The organism is Janthinobacterium sp. 13, assembly GCF_002749695.1.
In the GTDB taxonomy this organism is placed as follows: domain Bacteria; phylum Pseudomonadota; class Gammaproteobacteria; order Burkholderiales; family Burkholderiaceae_D; genus Janthinobacterium; species Janthinobacterium kumbetense.
On record NZ_PEEQ01000001.1, the window covers coordinates 306,093 to 322,009 of the forward strand.

16 protein-coding genes are annotated in these 15,917 nt (G+C 67.1%); 7 read left to right on the forward strand and 9 right to left on the reverse strand.

What is annotated here, in order from left to right; all coding sequences use genetic code 11:
• Window positions 1-83: 83 nt before the first annotated feature.
• Window positions 84-1,211 (forward strand): acyl-CoA dehydrogenase, encoded by a 1,128-nt coding sequence (locus CLU94_RS01225; protein ID WP_099664283.1) that lies wholly within the window; start codon window positions 84-86, stop codon window positions 1,209-1,211.
• Here the strand turns inward: CLU94_RS01225 and CLU94_RS01230 are convergent.
• Genes CLU94_RS01230 through CLU94_RS01240 form a run of 3 tightly spaced genes read right to left on the reverse strand, consistent with a single transcriptional unit; the run spans window position 1,208 to window position 3,216 of the window.
• A complete protein-coding gene (locus CLU94_RS01230) occupies window positions 1,208-1,687 on the reverse strand; it encodes a (R)-mandelonitrile lyase (protein WP_099664284.1) in 480 nt (159 codons plus the stop codon). The two genes, CLU94_RS01225 and CLU94_RS01230, sit on opposite strands and share 4 nt — an antisense overlap.
• Window positions 1,688-1,723: 36 nt before the next feature.
• Window positions 1,724-2,131, reverse strand: a complete 408-nt coding sequence (locus tag CLU94_RS01235) for a carboxymuconolactone decarboxylase family protein (protein ID WP_099664285.1) — start codon at window positions 2,129-2,131, stop codon at window positions 1,724-1,726.
• The gene (locus tag CLU94_RS01240) at window positions 2,131-3,216 is read right to left on the reverse strand and encodes an alpha/beta hydrolase (protein WP_099664286.1); all 1,086 of its coding nucleotides are present in this window, start codon (window positions 3,214-3,216) and stop codon (window positions 2,131-2,133) included. The genes CLU94_RS01235 and CLU94_RS01240 overlap by 1 nt, the downstream gene beginning before the upstream one ends.
• Window positions 3,217-3,422: 206 nt before the next feature.
• On the opposite strand from CLU94_RS01240, the gene CLU94_RS01245 reads away from it, so the two are divergent.
• The 3 genes from CLU94_RS01245 (at window position 3,423) to CLU94_RS01255 (ending at window position 5,754) form a co-directional block, all read left to right on the forward strand.
• Window positions 3,423-4,289 carry an HDOD domain-containing protein gene (locus CLU94_RS01245; RefSeq protein WP_257218637.1) on the forward strand — a complete coding sequence of 289 codons (867 nt, stop codon included), beginning with the start codon at window positions 3,423-3,425 and terminating at the stop codon, window positions 4,287-4,289.
• A gap of 92 nt (window positions 4,290-4,381) precedes the next feature.
• Window positions 4,382-4,813, forward strand: coding sequence for a hypothetical protein (locus CLU94_RS01250; protein ID WP_099664287.1), 432 nt, complete (start codon window positions 4,382-4,384; stop codon window positions 4,811-4,813).
• Window positions 4,810-5,754 (forward strand): DUF2145 domain-containing protein, encoded by a 945-nt coding sequence (locus tag CLU94_RS01255; RefSeq protein WP_099664288.1) that lies wholly within the window; start codon window positions 4,810-4,812, stop codon window positions 5,752-5,754. The genes CLU94_RS01250 and CLU94_RS01255 overlap by 4 nt, the downstream gene beginning before the upstream one ends.
• On the opposite strand, the gene CLU94_RS01260 is transcribed toward CLU94_RS01255, so the two are convergent.
• The 4 genes from CLU94_RS01260 to CLU94_RS01275 form a co-directional block, all read right to left on the reverse strand.
• The gene (locus CLU94_RS01260; protein ID WP_099664289.1) at window positions 5,751-7,019 is read right to left on the reverse strand and encodes a nucleotide disphospho-sugar-binding domain-containing protein; all 1,269 of its coding nucleotides are present in this window, start codon (window positions 7,017-7,019) and stop codon (window positions 5,751-5,753) included. The genes CLU94_RS01255 and CLU94_RS01260 overlap by 4 nt on opposite strands.
• Window positions 7,020-7,178: 159 nt before the next feature.
• Complete coding sequence (locus CLU94_RS01265; protein WP_099664290.1) at window positions 7,179-7,628, reverse strand: GNAT family N-acetyltransferase; 450 nt, start codon at window positions 7,626-7,628, stop codon at window positions 7,179-7,181.
• 46 nt (window positions 7,629-7,674) lie between these two features.
• Window positions 7,675-8,304, reverse strand: coding sequence for an NAD-dependent dehydratase (locus CLU94_RS01270; protein ID WP_099664291.1), 630 nt, complete (start codon window positions 8,302-8,304; stop codon window positions 7,675-7,677).
• Between the two features lie 46 nt (window positions 8,305-8,350).
• Window positions 8,351-9,631, reverse strand: coding sequence for an arsenic transporter (locus CLU94_RS01275; RefSeq protein WP_099664292.1), 1,281 nt, complete (start codon window positions 9,629-9,631; stop codon window positions 8,351-8,353).
• Window positions 9,632-9,888: 257 nt separating this feature from the next.
• Here CLU94_RS01275 and CLU94_RS01280 point away from each other — a divergent pair, with 257 nt between their 5' ends.
• Genes CLU94_RS01280 through CLU94_RS01290 form a run of 3 tightly spaced genes read left to right on the forward strand, consistent with a single transcriptional unit; the run spans window position 9,889 to window position 11,330 of the window.
• Window positions 9,889-10,176: a DUF6150 family protein gene (locus CLU94_RS01280; protein ID WP_099664293.1), complete on the forward strand. Its 288-nt coding sequence runs from the start codon at window positions 9,889-9,891 to the stop codon at window positions 10,174-10,176.
• Window positions 10,177-10,198: 22 nt separating this feature from the next.
• Window positions 10,199-10,774: an Hcp family type VI secretion system effector gene (locus CLU94_RS01285; protein WP_099664294.1), complete on the forward strand. Its 576-nt coding sequence runs from the start codon at window positions 10,199-10,201 to the stop codon at window positions 10,772-10,774.
• 4 nt (window positions 10,775-10,778) lie between these two features.
• A complete protein-coding gene (locus tag CLU94_RS01290; protein ID WP_099664295.1) occupies window positions 10,779-11,330 on the forward strand; it encodes a contractile injection system tape measure protein in 552 nt (183 codons plus the stop codon).
• A 44-nt stretch (window positions 11,331-11,374) separates the two neighbouring features.
• On the opposite strand, the gene CLU94_RS01295 is transcribed toward CLU94_RS01290, so the two are convergent.
• Together CLU94_RS01295 and CLU94_RS01300 are read right to left on the reverse strand one after the other, a co-directional pair.
• Window positions 11,375-12,748 carry an efflux transporter outer membrane subunit gene (locus CLU94_RS01295; protein WP_099664296.1) on the reverse strand — a complete coding sequence of 458 codons (1,374 nt, stop codon included), beginning with the start codon at window positions 12,746-12,748 and terminating at the stop codon, window positions 11,375-11,377.
• Window positions 12,748-15,894 carry an efflux RND transporter permease subunit gene (locus tag CLU94_RS01300; RefSeq protein WP_099664297.1) on the reverse strand — a complete coding sequence of 1,049 codons (3,147 nt, stop codon included), beginning with the start codon at window positions 15,892-15,894 and terminating at the stop codon, window positions 12,748-12,750. The genes CLU94_RS01295 and CLU94_RS01300 overlap by 1 nt, the downstream gene beginning before the upstream one ends.
• Window positions 15,895-15,917 lie beyond the last annotated feature (23 nt).

The window sequence follows — 15,917 nt, forward strand, 5'->3', positions numbered from 1 at the left end:
TGCACGGTGCAACGCGCTCGCGCCGCCCACGGCATGCAGCTCTGTGCGAAAATGCCCGCCTTCGCCATTGCCGGATTCTGCCCATGCCGCACGCTGCCCTCGCTACCCCTGCTACCCTTTCCGGGCGCGATGCGCGCCGCATCGCACGCCACGCGCCGGCCGCCGACGCCGCCCGCTTCCTGCATCCGGCCCAGCAAGCGCTGCTGCACCGGCGCGGCTGGCTGACGATGCTGGCGCCGCGCGGCGCGGGCGGAGCCGAGCTGCCCTTGCCGCAAGTGGTGCGCCTGGAGGAAGCCGTGGCCGCCGTCGACGGCAGCATGGGCTGGGTGCTGACCCTGTGCGCGGGTGCCGGATGGTTTGCGGGTTTCCTGGCGCCCGACATGGCGCGGGCCATCATCGGCACGCCACGCGTCTGCCTGGGCGGCAGCGGCGCGGCCACCGGTGATGCGGAAGAGGAAGGCGACGGCTACCGCATCACGGGCAGCTGGGACTACGCCAGCGGCGCGCCGATGGCGACCCACTTCACGCTGAACGCCCGGCTGCGGCGCGATGGCCAGCCCCTGCTCGATGCGGATGGCAAGCCGCGCATCCGCGCCTTCCTCGTGCCCGCCGCCCTGGTGCAGCTGGTGCCCTCGTGGAACAGCATCGGCATGCGCGCCAGCGCCTCGCACAGCTACCGCATCGACGGTCAATGGGTTGCCAAGGAGCACGGTTTCACCATCGATCCTTCGGCCGCGACGGCCGGCGGCCCCCTGTACCGCTACCCGTTCTATTCGCTGGCCTACGTGACCCTGGCCGCCAACGTGGCCGGCATGGCCAGCCATTTCATGCAACTGGCCGAAGAAGGCATGCGCCACCGCCGCCATGCGCGCGCCGGCTTGCCGCTGCTGGACGTGCCGGAAGTGGCCGCCATGCTGCAAGACAGGAAACAAGCGTTCGCGGCCGCCCGCACCCGCTTCTATGCCGTGCTGGACGACAGCTGGGCGCAGGTCGCGGGCGGCGCGGCGCTCGGCGCGGATGCCATGCAAGCCGTGCAGGAACGTTCACTGGACCTGGTCGCCGCATGCCGCGCGGCCGTCGGTGATGTGTATCCGTATTGCGGCCTGTACGCGGCCCGCGAAGACAGCACCATCAACCGCGTGTGGCGCGATTTCCACACGGCCAGCCAGCATGCGCTGCTGCTGCCGCAAGCTGCCTGGCCGGCGCCTTAGCGCGGATAGCCGTCATCGGCCACCTGCTCCAGCCACGTTACCACCGTGCCATCCTGCGCCTCGGCGATGGCAACATGCTGCATGGCGGACGTGGCCGTGGCGCCATGCCAGTGCTTGACGCCGGGCGGTATCCACGCCACGTCGCCCACGGCCAGCTGCTGCAGCGGGCCCTGCCAGTGCTGCACCCAACCCTGGCCTTGCGTGACGATCAGGGTCTGGCCCAACGGGTGCGTATGCCACGCCGTGCGGGCGCCGGGCGCGAAGGTGACGATGGCGCCGCCCACGCGGGCCGGCGCCAGGCGCTGGAACCTGGCGTCGACTGCGACCTTCCCCGTGAAATAGGCGGCGTCGCCCATGCTAGCCGGCATGGCGGCGGCGCGCGTGACGGTGACGGCCGCTGGCGCGGCAGCCGGCTCGGCGGACGCGACCCCGGCGGGCAGGCAAAGCGGCAAGAGTGCCGCGGAGTATCGGTGCATGTGTATATCCTTTCTTGCCGCGCGGGGCGGCGGTCGTTATTTGCGGAAGACTTCTTTCGCCACGGCCAGCGCCGAGACGGCATTCGGCCAGCCCGCATAGAAGGCCAGGTGGGTGATCGCCTCGACCAGCTCTTCCTCCGTCAAGCCGTTCTGGCGCGCCAGCAACAGGTGCGATTTCAGCTGCTCGGGACGGTGCATGGCCACCAGCGCGCTGACGGTCACCAGGCTGCGGTCGCGTTTGGACAGCTGGGGACGCTCCCAGATGTCGCCGTACAGCACCTTGTCCGTGAGGTCGGCCATCTTCGGCGCAAGGTCCCCCATCAATTGCTGCGCGCGCGAGGGTGGCTTGCTCTGCGCATCCAGCGTTTGCGCTGGCGCAAAGACGGGCAGCGCCAGGCAGGCCGCCAGGAAGCCCGCTTCCATGCTGTTCGAGAAGACCCCCATCACGCCCCCAGGTGCTGGCGAAAGAAGGCGTCCAGCCTGGCCAGCGACTGCGCGATGTAAGGCGGCCGGTCGTACAGGTCCACGTGCGAGGCGCCGGGCACGACGAACAGTTCCTTCGGCTGCGCCGCCCTGGCGTACGCATCGTCGCTGAAATATGCCGAGACGGCGCGCTCGCCGACGATCATCAGCAACGGGCGCGGCGCGATCGTCTCGATCTGCGCGAACGGGAAGAAATTCATCATCGGCGCCAGGCTCGTCAAGGCGTACAAGCTGGTCGAGTGCGGGTGCTGGCCCCGGGGCGTGGCGTAGTAGTCGAGGAATTCGCGCACGATTTCCGGCGCGTCCGGCCCGGCCGACTCGGGCAGCGCGCGGATGTCGCGCCGCGGTTCGCCGCGCGCTTCGCGCGTGCGCTGCTCGCCGACCTCGTCCAAGGTCTTCATGCGCTGCTCGTAGGTGAGCGTGTCGCCCAGCCCCTGGCGGCGCGCGCGGCCCATGTCGTACATGCTGACGGTGGCGATGGCCTGGATGCGGTGGTCGACCTGCGCCGCGCTGACGGCATAGCCGCCGCCACCGCAAATGCCCAGCACGCCGATGCGCGCCGGGTCCACGGCCGGATGATTGCTGAAGAAATCCACGCAGGCGCTGTAATCGCCCACGCGCGTGCCCGGCACTTCCGTGTAGCGGGGCACGCCGCTGCTGTCGCCGTAATGCGAAGCGTCGAACGCCAGGGTCACATAGCCCAGTTCCGCCAGCTTTTGCGCGTGCAAGCCGGCCGTCTGCTCCTTCACGCCGCCGAACGGGTGGCCGATGACGATGGCGGGATATCGTTTGGCCGCGTCGAAGCGGGCTGGCATGAACAGGTTGGCCGCGATGACGGTCTGCGCGCTGGTGTTGGGAAACGTGACGCGTTCGATAGCGACGCCGTTGCGCCGGGGATGGCCCACGACCATGGGCAGGGTGGGCGCGGACGCCGGCGCTTGCGCCTGGGCCGCGCCTGCCAGGGCCATGCCGGCGCCGCCGGCCACCATGGCCAGCGAGGTGTTCAGGAACGTGCGCCGCTGCGGCTGGGGGACTTCATCACGCATCTGTATTTTCCTTGTAAACATTGATATGGAACAAGCCGCGTACGAGGCACGCTTGTGGCAGATCAAGCGTACCCGCCCTCGCCCACCGTGAATAGACAGGCAAATCCACTAAAGTCTATAAGTACAGCTTATGAATGGCGCCACCGGCCAGCCGTGCCTGACAGCAAAGGCAGCCGGGCGCCATGCGGCCTGGATTGCCTGATAAGATGGGGACATTGCTACTTCCCGCTCCCCTATCCATGCACGTCAACACGCTCAGCAGCCTGGCGCAACTTTTGGCCAGCGCCGAAACGGAAACCCTGGCTTTTCCCACCAGCATTAATACGGCCCTGCTCCTGCAAAAGGAACTGGCCAACCCGGATTGCCACTCGGCCGACATCAGCCGCTTGCTGCTGTGCGAACCGACCTTGTCGGCGCGCGCCGTGGCGCTGGCCAATTCGGCCCTGTTCTCGCCCGGCCAGGCGCCCGCCATCACCAGCGTGCGCGCCGCCGTCGAGCGGCTGGGCCACCGCAACCTGTATGCGCTGGCGACGGCCGCCGTCATCCGCCAGCTGAACGCGGGCATCCGCGACGAAGCCTTGCGCGCCCGCGCCACCCAGCTGTGGGCGCACACCGTGCACGTGGCGGCGCTGGCGCACGGGCTGGCCACCACCGTCACGCAGACGGATGCCGATACGGCGCTGTTCGCCGGCATCGTGCATGAAGTGGCCGGCTTTTATTTGCTGGCCCAGGCCGACAAGACTCCGGGCCTGTACGCCCAGCTGGAAACGCAGATGGCATCCACGCTGGAAGTGATCGGCCGCGCGCTGATGCGCCAGCTGGGCGTGCCGCTGCCGGTGGCCGACGCCGTCAACGCCTTGCCCGGTTCCACCATCATGCTGCCGCCCGAGGGCTTGCGCGACACGCTGCTGCTGGCCAAGGCGCTCTCTCCCGTCCCTTCGCCGCTGCCGCAGGCCAGCGTCACCGTCAGCGAGGCGCTGCAAGCCTATCTGGAACACGATCCCGTGCTGCAGGCGCTGCGCACGCAGCCGTCGGCCGAAGCGCAGGGCCTGATCGAGGTACTGCTCAGCTGATGGCCGATCTGCTATGATGGCGCGAGCCGGGATGGACCCGGTCCGCTTTCATTGATGCTCACTGGAAAACTGCCTTGACTACCTCCTTACGCATGCTCGGCCTGGCCGCAGCTCTGACCATGGCGTGCAACGCCAACGCCGACAGCTTCGTTTCCTCGGCCTCCAGCGCCGGTTCCCAGTCGAGCGGCAGCATTTCCGATTCGCTCAACGGTTCGAGCAACAGCTCTTCGCGCGACAACAAGGTGGCCAATGGTCCCTACCGCATCATCGACGTGGCCGCCGTGCCGGGCCGCGCCGGCATGACGCGTTTGACCATGCAGGCCGACGCCACGGCCACGCCGCTGGTGCTGGACTTGCCGCAAGCGGCGCTCGACAAGCAGCAGCTGGCGCAGGGCGACGTGGTGCATGCGCAAAACCGCGCCTACGGCATCGAATTCTCGCGCAACGACACGCGCGCCGCCTTCTTCCTCGTGCTGGCCGACGACTGGTACGGCGAAATGGCCACGCGTCCCGTCAGCCTTTGATTTTGCGCAAACTGGCGCCGCTGCTGGCCGGCTGCGCCGCACTCGTCCTGGCTGGCGCCGCCCAGGCGGGCACCTCAATTTCCTCCTCGCGCTTTTGCGACCGCGCCCAGGAACTCACGGCCACGGAACAGGACCGGCTCTTGCGCTTTGCCGCCGTCGTGCGCGAGGAACTGGCCGCCAGCGAAGGCAGCGTGGCCCTGATCAGCCGTTCCGGCCTGGACCTGGCCCGCTTCGGCATCCGCTATTCGCACGCCGCGCTGGCCTGGCGCCACGACAATGACAGCGGCTGGTCCGCGCGCCAGCTGTACTACGCCTGCGACGAAGGCCGCCCGCGCATCTTCGACCAGGGCACGGCCGGTTTCGCCATGGGCACGGAAAACCCGGCGCTCGGCTACATCTCGCTCGTGAAATTGCCGGCCGAAACCGTGCCGCCCCTGCGCCGCGCCCTGCTCGACCCCGTGCGCGTGCAGCAGTTGCTGGCGGGCCGCTACAGCGCCAACGCGTATGCTTTCAATTTGACATACCAGAATTGCAATCAGTGGGTGGTGGAAATGCTGGCCTCGGCCTGGGGCGAACTGGCGGCAGGCGGCGACTTGCGCGTCCGCGCCCAGGACTGGCTGCGCACCGCACCATATGCGCCCGCCCCCGTCGACGTGGGTGCGCGCTGGCTGATGCTCGGCTCCATCTTCGTGCCCCTCGTGCATATGGATGACCACCCGCCTGAGGCAATTCGCTCGATGCAGCTGGCGGTGAGCCTGCCGGCCAGCCTGGAAGCATTCGCGCGCCAGCGCCTGCCCGCCAGCGAACGCGTGGAAATCTGCCACGACGGCAAGCAGGTGGTGGTGCACCGGGGCTGGGAACCGATCGCCGACGGCTGCGTGCCCGGCGCAAACGACCGGGTCATCGCCCTCGACGACACCTGGCGTCCCCAGGCAGACTAAGCGGCCAGGGCCGCTTCGACGTGATCCAGCAGGCGCGCTGATTCAAGCCCCTCACCCATCCGGCGGGCCACCTCGCCGCACGCCAGCCTGACTTCGGGCGCGGCCAGCAGGCGCGCCAGCTGCCGCTGCATGCGCCCGGCAGACAAGCGCTTGGCCAGCAAGACTTCCCCCACACCGAGCCGTTTGGCGCGCCAGCCATTGTCGAACTGGTCGTACGCGAACGGCACGATCAGTTGCGGGATGCCCGCGCGGAAGGCGTCCGCGCTGGTGCCGATGCCGCCGTGATGCACCACGGCCGCCACGCGCGGCAACAGCGCCGCGAACGGCGCGTGCGCCTGCCACAGCACGCCAGCCGGCAAGTGCTGCGGCACTTGCGCCGCATGGGGCGTAAGGAACAGGCCGCGCCGCCCCAGCCGCCGCAAGACGTCCAGGGCGATGCTGAAGTAGGTTTGCGCATGCTGGTGGCCGGTGCCAGGCGTAAACACGATGGGCGGCTCGCCCTCGCCCAGAAAACGTTCCAGTTCCGGCGGCAGCGCTGCGGCGCCAGGCATGGCGGCGGCGGTGAAATCGGCTTGCGCGAAGTGCGGCGGCCAATCCGCCTGCGGCGCGGCGAACCAGGCGGGAAACAGTCCCAGCGAGGCGTCCGGCGCGGCCAGCATGTGTCCAAAAAAATGCGCTTCCGGCGGCAAGCCGTGCTGCGCGCGCGCGCCGTTCAGCCCAGGCAGCAGCACCGGGTCGATCATGGCGCGGTGGATCATGCGCCACAGGGCCTGGCGCCAGGCCAGCGGCACCCACGCGGGAATGCGCAGCGAACCGGCCGTCAGGAAATCATGGCTGCTGCACAGGTTCGATGGCGCCAGATACGCCGCGACGATGCGCAAGTCCGGGCGCACGGACCGCGCCAGGGCCGCCATCGGCACGAGGATGGGATGGCACAGCACCACGCAAGCCTCGTTGGCCGGCAAGCCTTGCACGATGTCGCGCACGGCGCCCAGGTGCGGCACGAGGCCGTTCCACACCACGCCCCAGCCCTTGCGTTCATCCCACAGGCCGGGGTTGCCCAGCATGGCCTGCCCCTCTTCCGCGCTGCCGAAGGTACGATACGGCAACTTTGACGCCTGCGCGGCCGCTTCCTGCCAGCCCGGCACCAGCAGCAGCACGCGCCGGCCCCGTTGCTGCAAGCCCTGCGCCAGCGCGATAAACGGCTGCATGTCGCCGCCGGTGCCGCTGCTGGCGATGATGACGAGCGGGGATGGATCAGCCATGCAGCCATCCGTGCCTGGCGGCAATTTTCAGCGGGAAATCAAGCAAGAACGAGGGGTGCATGGGCATCTTTCCTAGTTGAAACACCCAACGATAGTAAGCGATTAACGTTAGCATTTCAATCAATTATTGAGCGCGGCACGGCGCCATGCCTGCCGCTGCTACAGCGGCAGTTGCAGCACCATGTCCCATTGATCGATGCCCGGCCCGAAGCCGTCCGGCGTCACGTTGACCGTCACGAAACCGTAGCCCGCATAAAAGCCTTGCGTGTGCTGGCTGGTATTCATGCGCACGCTGGCGATGCCCGGCACGGCGCGGATGGCGTCCAGGCGCGCCTGCGTCAGCGCCCGGCCCAGTCCCTGGCCATGCGCATCCTGCGCCACCATGCCCCAGCACAGGCTGGCGACGCTGCCGCCCGCCTCGATGGCATGGCCGCCGCAGGCGACGATGCGGCCGTCGCGCAGAATGACCAGGTAGGGATGCGTCGAGGTATCGAGCCAGGCGGCAAAGTCCGCGCGCTCGGACGGGTCGAAAAAGCGCGGCGTATTGCCGTCGAACAGGGCCAGGCAGGCGTCGCGGTCGCCGGCCTGGTAAGGGCGTACAGTCTGCATTGCTATCCTTTTCAGAAACAGGAAGGGAGATTACACGGGCGCGCACTCACAGCAGCTGCTCCGACGTCACCACGTGCACGCCCGGCGCGGCGGCCAGCGCCGCTTCCAGCAAGGCGCTGGCGATGCGCGGCGCGGGATTGATGCGCCAGCGGCGCGGCAGCACGGGACCGAGCACGCGCAGGATGCGCAAGGCGGCGCCCTCGCCCGCCCGCGCCACGGCGCGCTCGCCGCCGATCAGGCCCGGCCGCACGTGCGTGAGCGAACGAAAACCCAGCGCTTGCAGGTCGCGTTCCAGCTCGCCCTTGACGCGGTTATAGAAGATGCGCGAAGCGGCGTCGGCGCCGGCCGCGGAATTGAGCACATAGACTGGCGTGCCGGCCGCCAGCGCCAGCCGCGCCACGGCCAGCGGATAATCGTGGTCCACGCGGGAAAACACTTGCCGCGTGCCGGCCACCTTCATCGTCGTGCCCAGGGTGCAGATGACGGCGTCCGCCTGCCACCAGGATGCGTCCGCCGGTAATTGATCGAAATCAATGAGGGGCGCGGACAGCTTGGGATGGGGCGGCAAGGGCTTGCGCACGGGCGCCACGATGGCCGTGATCCGCGCATCCGTCAGCGCCAGGCGCAGCACTTCGCTGCCGACGAGCCCGGTAGCGCCTACGAGCAGTAATTTCATTGCATCCCAGTATAAAGTTGCTCACAGCCACCACCATACACGGAACTCAGGACAGGCGCAGCGCCAGCGCGGCCAGGGTCACCAGCAGCACGGGCACGGTCAGCACGATGCCGACGCGGAAATAGTATCCCCAGGAAATGTGGATGTTCTTGCTGTCGAGCACGTGCAACCACAGCAAGGTGGCCAGGCTGCCGATCGGCGTGATCTTCGGTCCCAGGTCGCTGCCGATGACGTTCGCGTAGATCATCGCTTCGCGCACGGCCCCCTGCGCCGTCGTCGGGTCGATGGCCAGGGCGCCCACGAGCACCGTCGGCAAGTTGTTCATCACGGACGACAATAACGCCGTCAGCACGCCCGTGCCCATGGCCGCGCCCCACACGCCGTACTGCGCAAAGTGGTTCAGCATGCCCGTCAGGTAAGCCGTCAAGCCCGCATTGCGCAAGCCGTACACGACCAGGTACATGCCCAGCGAAAAGACAACGATGTGCCATGGCGCATGGCGCAGCACGTAGCGCGTGGAAATCACGTGGCCCTTGCCGGCCACGCCCAGCAGCAGCGCGGCGCCCACGGCGGCGATCAGGCTGATGGGCACGCCAAGGCTTTCCTGCGAGAAAAAGCCCACCAGCAGCAGCACCAGCACCAGCCAGCCGGCGCGGAAGGTGGCCAGGTCGCGGATGGCGGCGTCCGGACGTTTCAGCTGCGCCACTGCATAGTCGCGGGGAATATCCTGGTGGAAAAAGAGCAACAAGGCCGCCAGGGTGGCCAGCACGGCGACGACGTTGACGGGCACCATCACAGACGCGTACTCGGCAAAGCCGATCTTGAAGAAATCGGCCGAGACGATGTTCACCAGGTTCGACACCACCAGCGGCAGGCTGGCCGTGTCGGCGATGAAGCCGGCCGCCATCACGTAGGCCAGGGTTGCCTTGGCGGAAAACTTCAGCGCCCGCAGCATGGCGATGACAATGGGCGTGAGGATCAGCGCGGCGCCGTCGTTGGCGAACACGGCGGAAACGAGGGCGCCCAGCAAGACCAGCAGCACGAACAGTTTTCTGCCGCTGCCGCCGCCCCAGCGCGCCACGTGCAAGGCGGCCCATTCGAAGAAGCCGGCCGCGTCCAGCAGCAGGCTGATGATGATCACGGCGATGAATGTGCCGGTGGCGTTCCACACGATGTGCCAGACGACGGGGATGTCGCCCCAGTGGATGACGCCGGCCAGCAAGGCGACGCAGGCGCCGATGACGGCGCTCCAGCCGATGCCCAGGCCACGCGGCTGCCAGATGACGAGGATGAGGGTGGCGAGGAAGATCAGGAAAGCGGTCAGCATGCGGTAATGGTCCCGTGCAATGCGGCGTCGCGGGCACCATGCGCCGCAGCCTGTGAAATAAAACAATACTTCTATATTACTGGAATTATTGAATCAATGCAAAACCGCAGTGCTTGCGCCTCACTGCAGCGCCATGCCAGCCGGGAGGCCGGCGGCGCAAAAAAAAGTGGGCGCCAGCATTTATGATTGTCTTTAAGCAATTTAATCGGTGTATAGTCGCAGCACCGTTGACACCAGGATCGAACAAGGAAGCATACATGGCGCGCATTTACCAGACCAACAATATGGGCGAAGCGGACGTGCGCGTGGCCATCGTGCAGCGCGGCAACGCCGACTTGCTGGTGCAACGCGTGAGCAGCTGGGGCCTGGCGCATGGCGACGCCCATTGGTTCCTCACCCGTGAGCGGCAGGACGCCTCGGCCAGCGTGTATTTCACTTCGCAAGGCTTCGCGCAACTGACCATCTGCTTTGTCGACCACGCGGGCGAGGCAGGCTGGGCCCGGCCACACCGATTTAAAGGTTGCCTGTCGCACGGCGGCACCTGACCATCAAGCGGAGGAGTTCGTCATGGATTTGATCTTACTGGAACCCGGCGACGGGGAACTCGTGTTCGGCAAGGCGCAGGACGGTGAAAGCAAGAGCGGCGGTATCGACGCCATCTGGCGCGACGACGCCGCGCTGCGGGGCATGGGCCGGTACATCGAGCTGGTGTCATTACATCAAGGCATGAAGCAGCAAATAACGACCGACGTCAGCAACCCTGCGCGCACGTCCGGCCGGCCCGTCATCACCGAATTTACCTGCGTCAAGTATGTCGATGCGACCTCGGTCAAACTGTACGATCTGTGCCTGCGGGCGAAGCCGCTGGGCAGCGGCCCGGACCAGCCGACCAGGCTGTACATCACCCGCCAGACGGGCGACAAGACGGCCAACATCATCACCATCGCCCTGCGAGACGCCCTGATCAGCGAAATCCAGCTGCAAACCCATCCCGACGACATGCCCACCGAGCAGTTCAAGCTGAACTTTACGGAAATCCTCTGGACGTACAGCTTGCAGCAGGCCGACGTCCAGCTCGGCGACCAGCAGACGACGGGCTGGAGCCTGGCGCGCAACCGCCCGATCGGGGCATTTACAGGATAAGCACATGAACGACGCTGTGCACGCGACTGACATCGCCGACATCGGCAACGCCGGCCTGGCGCTGCTCCACCCGTTCCTGCCGGCAATGTTCCAGCGGCTGGACTTGCTCGCCACTGGCGGCGATGGCAGGCCGCGGCTGCGCGGCGAACACGGCGCGCGCGCCGTTCATTTGCTGCAATACCTGGTCGATGGCAGGAGCGACGCACCGGAGCAGGAGCAGGAGCAGGCACTGTCGCTGAACAAGCTGCTGTGCGGCCTGGAACCGGACTTCCCTGCTCCCCCTGTCGACCTCGGCGAAGAAGAACGGGTCCTGTGCGAACAAGTGCTGGCCGCCGTGATGCGCCATTGGCCAGCGGTGGGACAAACCTCGCCCGAGGGATTGCGCCAGGTATTTCTGCAGCGCGAAGGCCGACTGCAAAAAGGCGACGGGAAATGCACGCTGGCTGTCGCGCGCAATCCCTTCGATGTACTGCTGAGCCGCTTGCCGTGGAACCTGGCTGCCATCCGGCACCCGTGGATGCCGCAACCGCTGTTGATCGACTGGCCCGGCGCGTAGCCCGGCAAGCCCACGCCCGGCTGGCCGCCACCCCGCAAGGCGGGCTACTCTTCCAGCCCGCCCCCCAGCGCCTTGTACAGGGCCACGGCCGACTTGAACTGGTCGCGCCGCGCGTCGAGCAAGGCTTGCTGCGCCGCATACGACTGGCGCTGCGCGTCGAGCAATTCCAGCCGGCTGTCCTGGCCCGCGTCATAGCGCAGCTGCGACAGGCGCTGGCGCTGCTGCGCCGCCGTCACCACGCGTTCCTGCGCGGCGATCTGCTGCGCATACGTGGCGCTGCCCGCGAGGCCGTCGCGCACGTCGCGGAAGGCCGCCTGGATCGCTTGCTCGTATTGCAGCACGGCCACGTCCTTGCGCAGGCGCGACAGCTGCAATTCCGCGCGCAGCTGGCCGCCCTGGAACAGCGGCTGCGTCACTTGCGGCGAGAACGACCAGCTGCGCGCGCCGCCGCGGAACAGGTCGCCCAGTTCCGGGCTGGCCAGGCCCAGCTGCGCCGTCAGCGACAGGCGCGGGAAGAAGGCGGCGCGCGCGGCGCCGATTTCCGCATTCGCCGCCACCAGCGCGTATTCCGCCTGCAGGATATCGGGACGGCGCGCCAGCAAGTCCGACGGCAGGCCGGGCGGCAGCTGCGTCAGCACGGGCTGGCCATCGAGCGGCCGGCCCGCCGGCAAGTCGGCGGGCAACGGGGCGCCCAGCAGCAATTCCAGGTTGTTGCGCGCCAGGGCAGTCGCCCGCTCGCGGGCCTGCACGTCCGCTTCCGCCGTAGCCGCCTGTCCTTCGGCTTGCGCTACATCAAGACCGCTGCCCTGCTGCGCGCCGTGCAGGCGCTGCGTCAGGAGCAGCGCCTGGCGCCAGTCGAGCAGGGTTTGCCGGGCCAGCGCCAGCTGTTCCTCGGCCAGCCGCTGTTCCAGGTAGGCGTCGGCCACGGCGCCGATCAAGGCCATGTGGGCGGCCCGCTGGCCCTGCTGCGTGGCCAGGTAGCGCGCAAAGGCGGCCTCCGACAGCGAGCGCAGGCGGCCGAACAGGTCGATTTCGAACGCGCTCATGGCGACGCCCGCCGTGAACTGATTCTGTACCTTGCCATCGGCAGCGCGCTGGCGCGTGCCGCCGCCGTTGAGACCAATCGCCGGATAGCGGCCCGCATCCTGGATCTGGTACTGGGCCCGCACGGCTTCCACGTTGAGGGACGCCACGCGCAGGTCGCGGTTGTTTTCCAGCGCGATGTCGACCAGGCGCTGCAGGCGCGCGTCCAGCAGCATCTGGCGCCAGCCCAGGTTGGCCGCCGTGTCGGCCGTGCCTGGCGCGGCGGCCTCGGCATACGCGGCGGGAATCGGCGGTGCCGGCTTGACCAGCGGCGGCGTCAATGAACAGGCCGACAAGGCCAGCGCGGCCAGCGGCGTGATAAAAATCAAACGCATTACAACTCTCCTTCCACCGCCTTGACGGCGATGCGATTACTGCGTTTGTTGAAGTACGTGTCCATCTTGTCGACGGCGCCCAGCACCACGACAAAGAACACGGGCACGAAAAACACGGCCAGCACGGTGGCGGTGATCATGCCGCCGAACACGCCCGTGCCGATCGCATGCTGCGTCTCGGCGCTGGCGCCCGTGGCCAGCATCAGCGGCACCACGCCCAGCGCGAACGCCAGCGACGTCATCAGGATCGGGCGCAAGCGCAACCTGGCCGCTTCCACCGTCGCCTCGACCAATCCCTTGCCCTGCGCCTGCAGCTGGCGCGCATATTCGACGATCAGGATGGCGTTCTTCGCGGAAAGACCAATAATCGTGATCATGCCCACCTTGAAGAACACGTCGTTCGGCATGCCGCGCAACATCACGGCCAGCACGGCGCCCAGCAAGCCCAACGGCACCACCAGCATGACGGAGACGGGAATGCTCCAGCTTTCATACAGGGCCGCCAGCACGAGGAACACCACCAGCATCGACAGCGCCATCAGCATGGGCGCTTGCGAGGCCGATTCCTTCTCTTGCAGCGATTGGCCCGTCCACGCCAGCGCGAAACCGGGCGGCAATTGCTTCACGAGGCGCTCCATTTCCAGCATGGCGTCGCCGCTGGACACGCCGGGCGCCGCGCTGCCCGAAATGCGCGCGGCCGGATAACCCTGGTAGCGCACCAGCTGCAGCGGCGATTCGCTCCACACGGGGCGCACCAGCTCGCCCAGGGCCACCATGCCGCCCGCGTTATTGCGAATGCGCAAGGCCAGCACGTCGTTCAGCTGCATGCGCGACGGCGCATCGGCCTGGATGATCACTTGCTGCATGCGGCCCGCATTCGGGAAATCGTTGACATAGGTCGACCCCATGGCCGCCGTCAGCATGTCGGCGATGGCCGTAAACGACACGCCCAGCGCTTCCGCCTTGGTGCGGTCGATATCGAGGCGCACGCTGGCGCCGGGCGGCAAGCCGTCCGGATACACGCCCGCCACCTTGGTGCTTTGCGCGGCCAGGCCCAGCAACTGGTTCTGCGCCGCCTGCAGGGCAGCGATGCCCTGGTTGGCGCGGTCTTGCAGGCGCAGGGAAAAGCCGGACGAGTTGCCCAGTTCATCGATGGCGGGCGGCATCAGGCTCATGATCACGCCCTCCTTCGCCTGCGACATGGCGGCCTGCGCCAGCGCCACCTCTTCCTGCGCCGTGGCGCCGTTGCGCTGTTTCCAGTCCTTCAGCATGGTGAACGCCAGGCCCGCATTCGGCCCCGCGCCGGAAAAGCTGAAGCCAAGGATCGATTGATTTACCTCAATACCGGGCCGCGTGGCCACGTGCTGCTCGTACAGCTTGACGACATCGAGCGTGCGCTCCATGGTGGCGTCGGACGGCAGCTGGATCGAGGTAATGAAATAGCCCTGGTCTTCTTCCGGCAGGAAGGCCGACGGCAGCTGCATGAAGGCCACGCCCAGCGCCGCGACGATGGCGCCGTACAGCACCATCGAGCGCCCAGCGCGTTTCAGCATCGCCACCACGCCCTTTTCATAGCGCGCCGTCATGCGCTCAAACTGGCGGTCGAACCACAGGAAGAATCCCTTCTTGTCATGGTCGTGCGGACCGATGGGTTTCAACATCGTGGCGCACAGGGCCGGCGTCAGGGTCAGCGCCAAAAACGCCGAGAACAGGATCGACACGGCCATGGCCAGCGTGAACTGGCGGTAGATGGCGCCCACGGAACCGCTGGCCAGCGCCATCGGGATGAACACGGCCGTCAGCACCAGGGTGATGCCCACCACAGCGCCCGTGATTTCGCGCATGGCCTTGGAAGTCGCTTCCTTCGGCGACAGGCCCTCGGTCGCCATCAGGCGCTCGACGGCTTCCACCACCACGATGGCGTCATCGACGATGATGCCGATGGCCAGCACCATGCCGAACATGGTCAGCACGTTGACGGAATAGCCGGCCAGCAGCATCACCGTAAACGTCCCCATCAGGGCGATCGGCGCTACGATGGCGGGAATCAAGGTGTAGCGTATCTTTTGCAGGAACAGGTACATGACGAGGAACACCAGCACCATCGCTTCCAGCAGCGTGACGATGACCTTTTCGATCGAGATCTTCACGAACGGCGCCGTATCGAAGGGCACCGAATACTTGATCCCGGCCGGCATGGTGTGCGCCAGTTCGGCCATGCGCGCACGCACGGCAGCCGCCGTCTGCACGGCATTGGCGCCCGGCGACAGCATGATGGCGGCGCCCGACGCGGCCTGGCCGTTTTCGCGGATGCTGAAATTGAAGCTTTGCGCGCCCAGCGACACTTTCGCCACGTCGCCGATGGTCACTTTCGAGCCATCGGGATTCGCGCGCAGCACGATGGCGGCAAATTCGGCCGGCGTTTGCAGCTGGCCCTGCACCGTCAGCGGGATGGTCACGCGCTGGCCGTGCACGGCGGGCGAGTCGCCCAGGCGGCCCGGCGCGATCTGCGCATTTTGCTGCGCGATGGCGGCCGTCAGCTCGCCCATGGCGATGTTGTACGACACCAGCTTGGCCGGATCGACCCAGATGCGCATGGCCCGCTCGGAACCGAACAGCTGCACCTTGCCCACGCCGGGAATGCGGCGCAGTTCTTCCGTCACGTTGCGCGCCAGGTAGTCGCCCAGCGCCACTTCATCGTGCTGGCCATTGTCCGAGATCAAACTGACGATCATCAAAAAGCCGGACGACGCCGATTCCACCGTCAAGCCGTTTTGCCGCACGGCTTGCGGCAGGCGCGGCTCGATGGCTTTCAGGCGGTTTTGCACGTCCACCTGCGCCATTTCCGGATTCGTGCCCGGCTGGAAGGTGACGGTGATCGAGGCCGAACCCGACGTATCGGTGGACGACTCGAAATACAGCAGGTGCTTGACGCCCGACAGTTCGCGTTCGATCAAGCCCACCACGGAATCGTTCATGGTTTGCGGCGTGGCGCCGGGATAATTGGCGCTGATGCTGACGCTGGGCGGCGCCACCGAGGGGAAGCGTGCAATCGGCAATTGCGGTATGGCGATCAGTCCGAACAGGACGATGAAGACCGCCACCACCCACGCGAAGACGGGGCGGTTGATGAAAAATTGAGGCATGTCATTAGGCTTTCATTGTATTC

Excerpts from the sequence above, each read along its gene's own strand:
- CLU94_RS01225 (WP_099664283.1), top strand. The coding sequence starts at position 84 with ATGCCGCACGCTGCCCTCGCTACCCCTGCTACCCTTTCCGGGCGCGAT.
- CLU94_RS01230 (WP_099664284.1), bottom strand. The coding sequence starts at position 1,687 with ATGCACCGATACTCCGCGGCACTCTTGCCGCTTTGCCTGCCCGCCGGG.
- CLU94_RS01235 (WP_099664285.1), bottom strand. The coding sequence starts at position 2,131 with ATGGGGGTCTTCTCGAACAGCATGGAAGCGGGCTTCCTGGCGGCCTGC.
- CLU94_RS01240 (WP_099664286.1), bottom strand. The coding sequence starts at position 3,216 with ATGCGTGATGAAGTCCCCCAGCCGCAGCGGCGCACGTTCCTGAACACC.
- CLU94_RS01245 (WP_257218637.1), top strand. The coding sequence starts at position 3,423 with ATGGGGACATTGCTACTTCCCGCTCCCCTATCCATGCACGTCAACACG.
- CLU94_RS01250 (WP_099664287.1), top strand. The coding sequence starts at position 4,382 with ATGCTCGGCCTGGCCGCAGCTCTGACCATGGCGTGCAACGCCAACGCC.
- CLU94_RS01260 (WP_099664289.1), bottom strand. The coding sequence starts at position 7,019 with ATGGCTGATCCATCCCCGCTCGTCATCATCGCCAGCAGCGGCACCGGC.
- CLU94_RS01265 (WP_099664290.1), bottom strand. The coding sequence starts at position 7,628 with ATGCAGACTGTACGCCCTTACCAGGCCGGCGACCGCGACGCCTGCCTG.
- CLU94_RS01270 (WP_099664291.1), bottom strand. The coding sequence starts at position 8,304 with ATGAAATTACTGCTCGTAGGCGCTACCGGGCTCGTCGGCAGCGAAGTG.
- CLU94_RS01275 (WP_099664292.1), bottom strand. The coding sequence starts at position 9,631 with ATGCTGACCGCTTTCCTGATCTTCCTCGCCACCCTCATCCTCGTCATC.
- CLU94_RS01280 (WP_099664293.1), top strand. The coding sequence starts at position 9,889 with ATGGCGCGCATTTACCAGACCAACAATATGGGCGAAGCGGACGTGCGC.
- CLU94_RS01285 (WP_099664294.1), top strand. The coding sequence starts at position 10,199 with ATGGATTTGATCTTACTGGAACCCGGCGACGGGGAACTCGTGTTCGGC.
- CLU94_RS01290 (WP_099664295.1), top strand. The coding sequence starts at position 10,779 with ATGAACGACGCTGTGCACGCGACTGACATCGCCGACATCGGCAACGCC.
- CLU94_RS01295 (WP_099664296.1), bottom strand. The coding sequence starts at position 12,748 with ATGCGTTTGATTTTTATCACGCCGCTGGCCGCGCTGGCCTTGTCGGCC.
- CLU94_RS01300 (WP_099664297.1), bottom strand. The coding sequence starts at position 15,894 with ATGCCTCAATTTTTCATCAACCGCCCCGTCTTCGCGTGGGTGGTGGCG.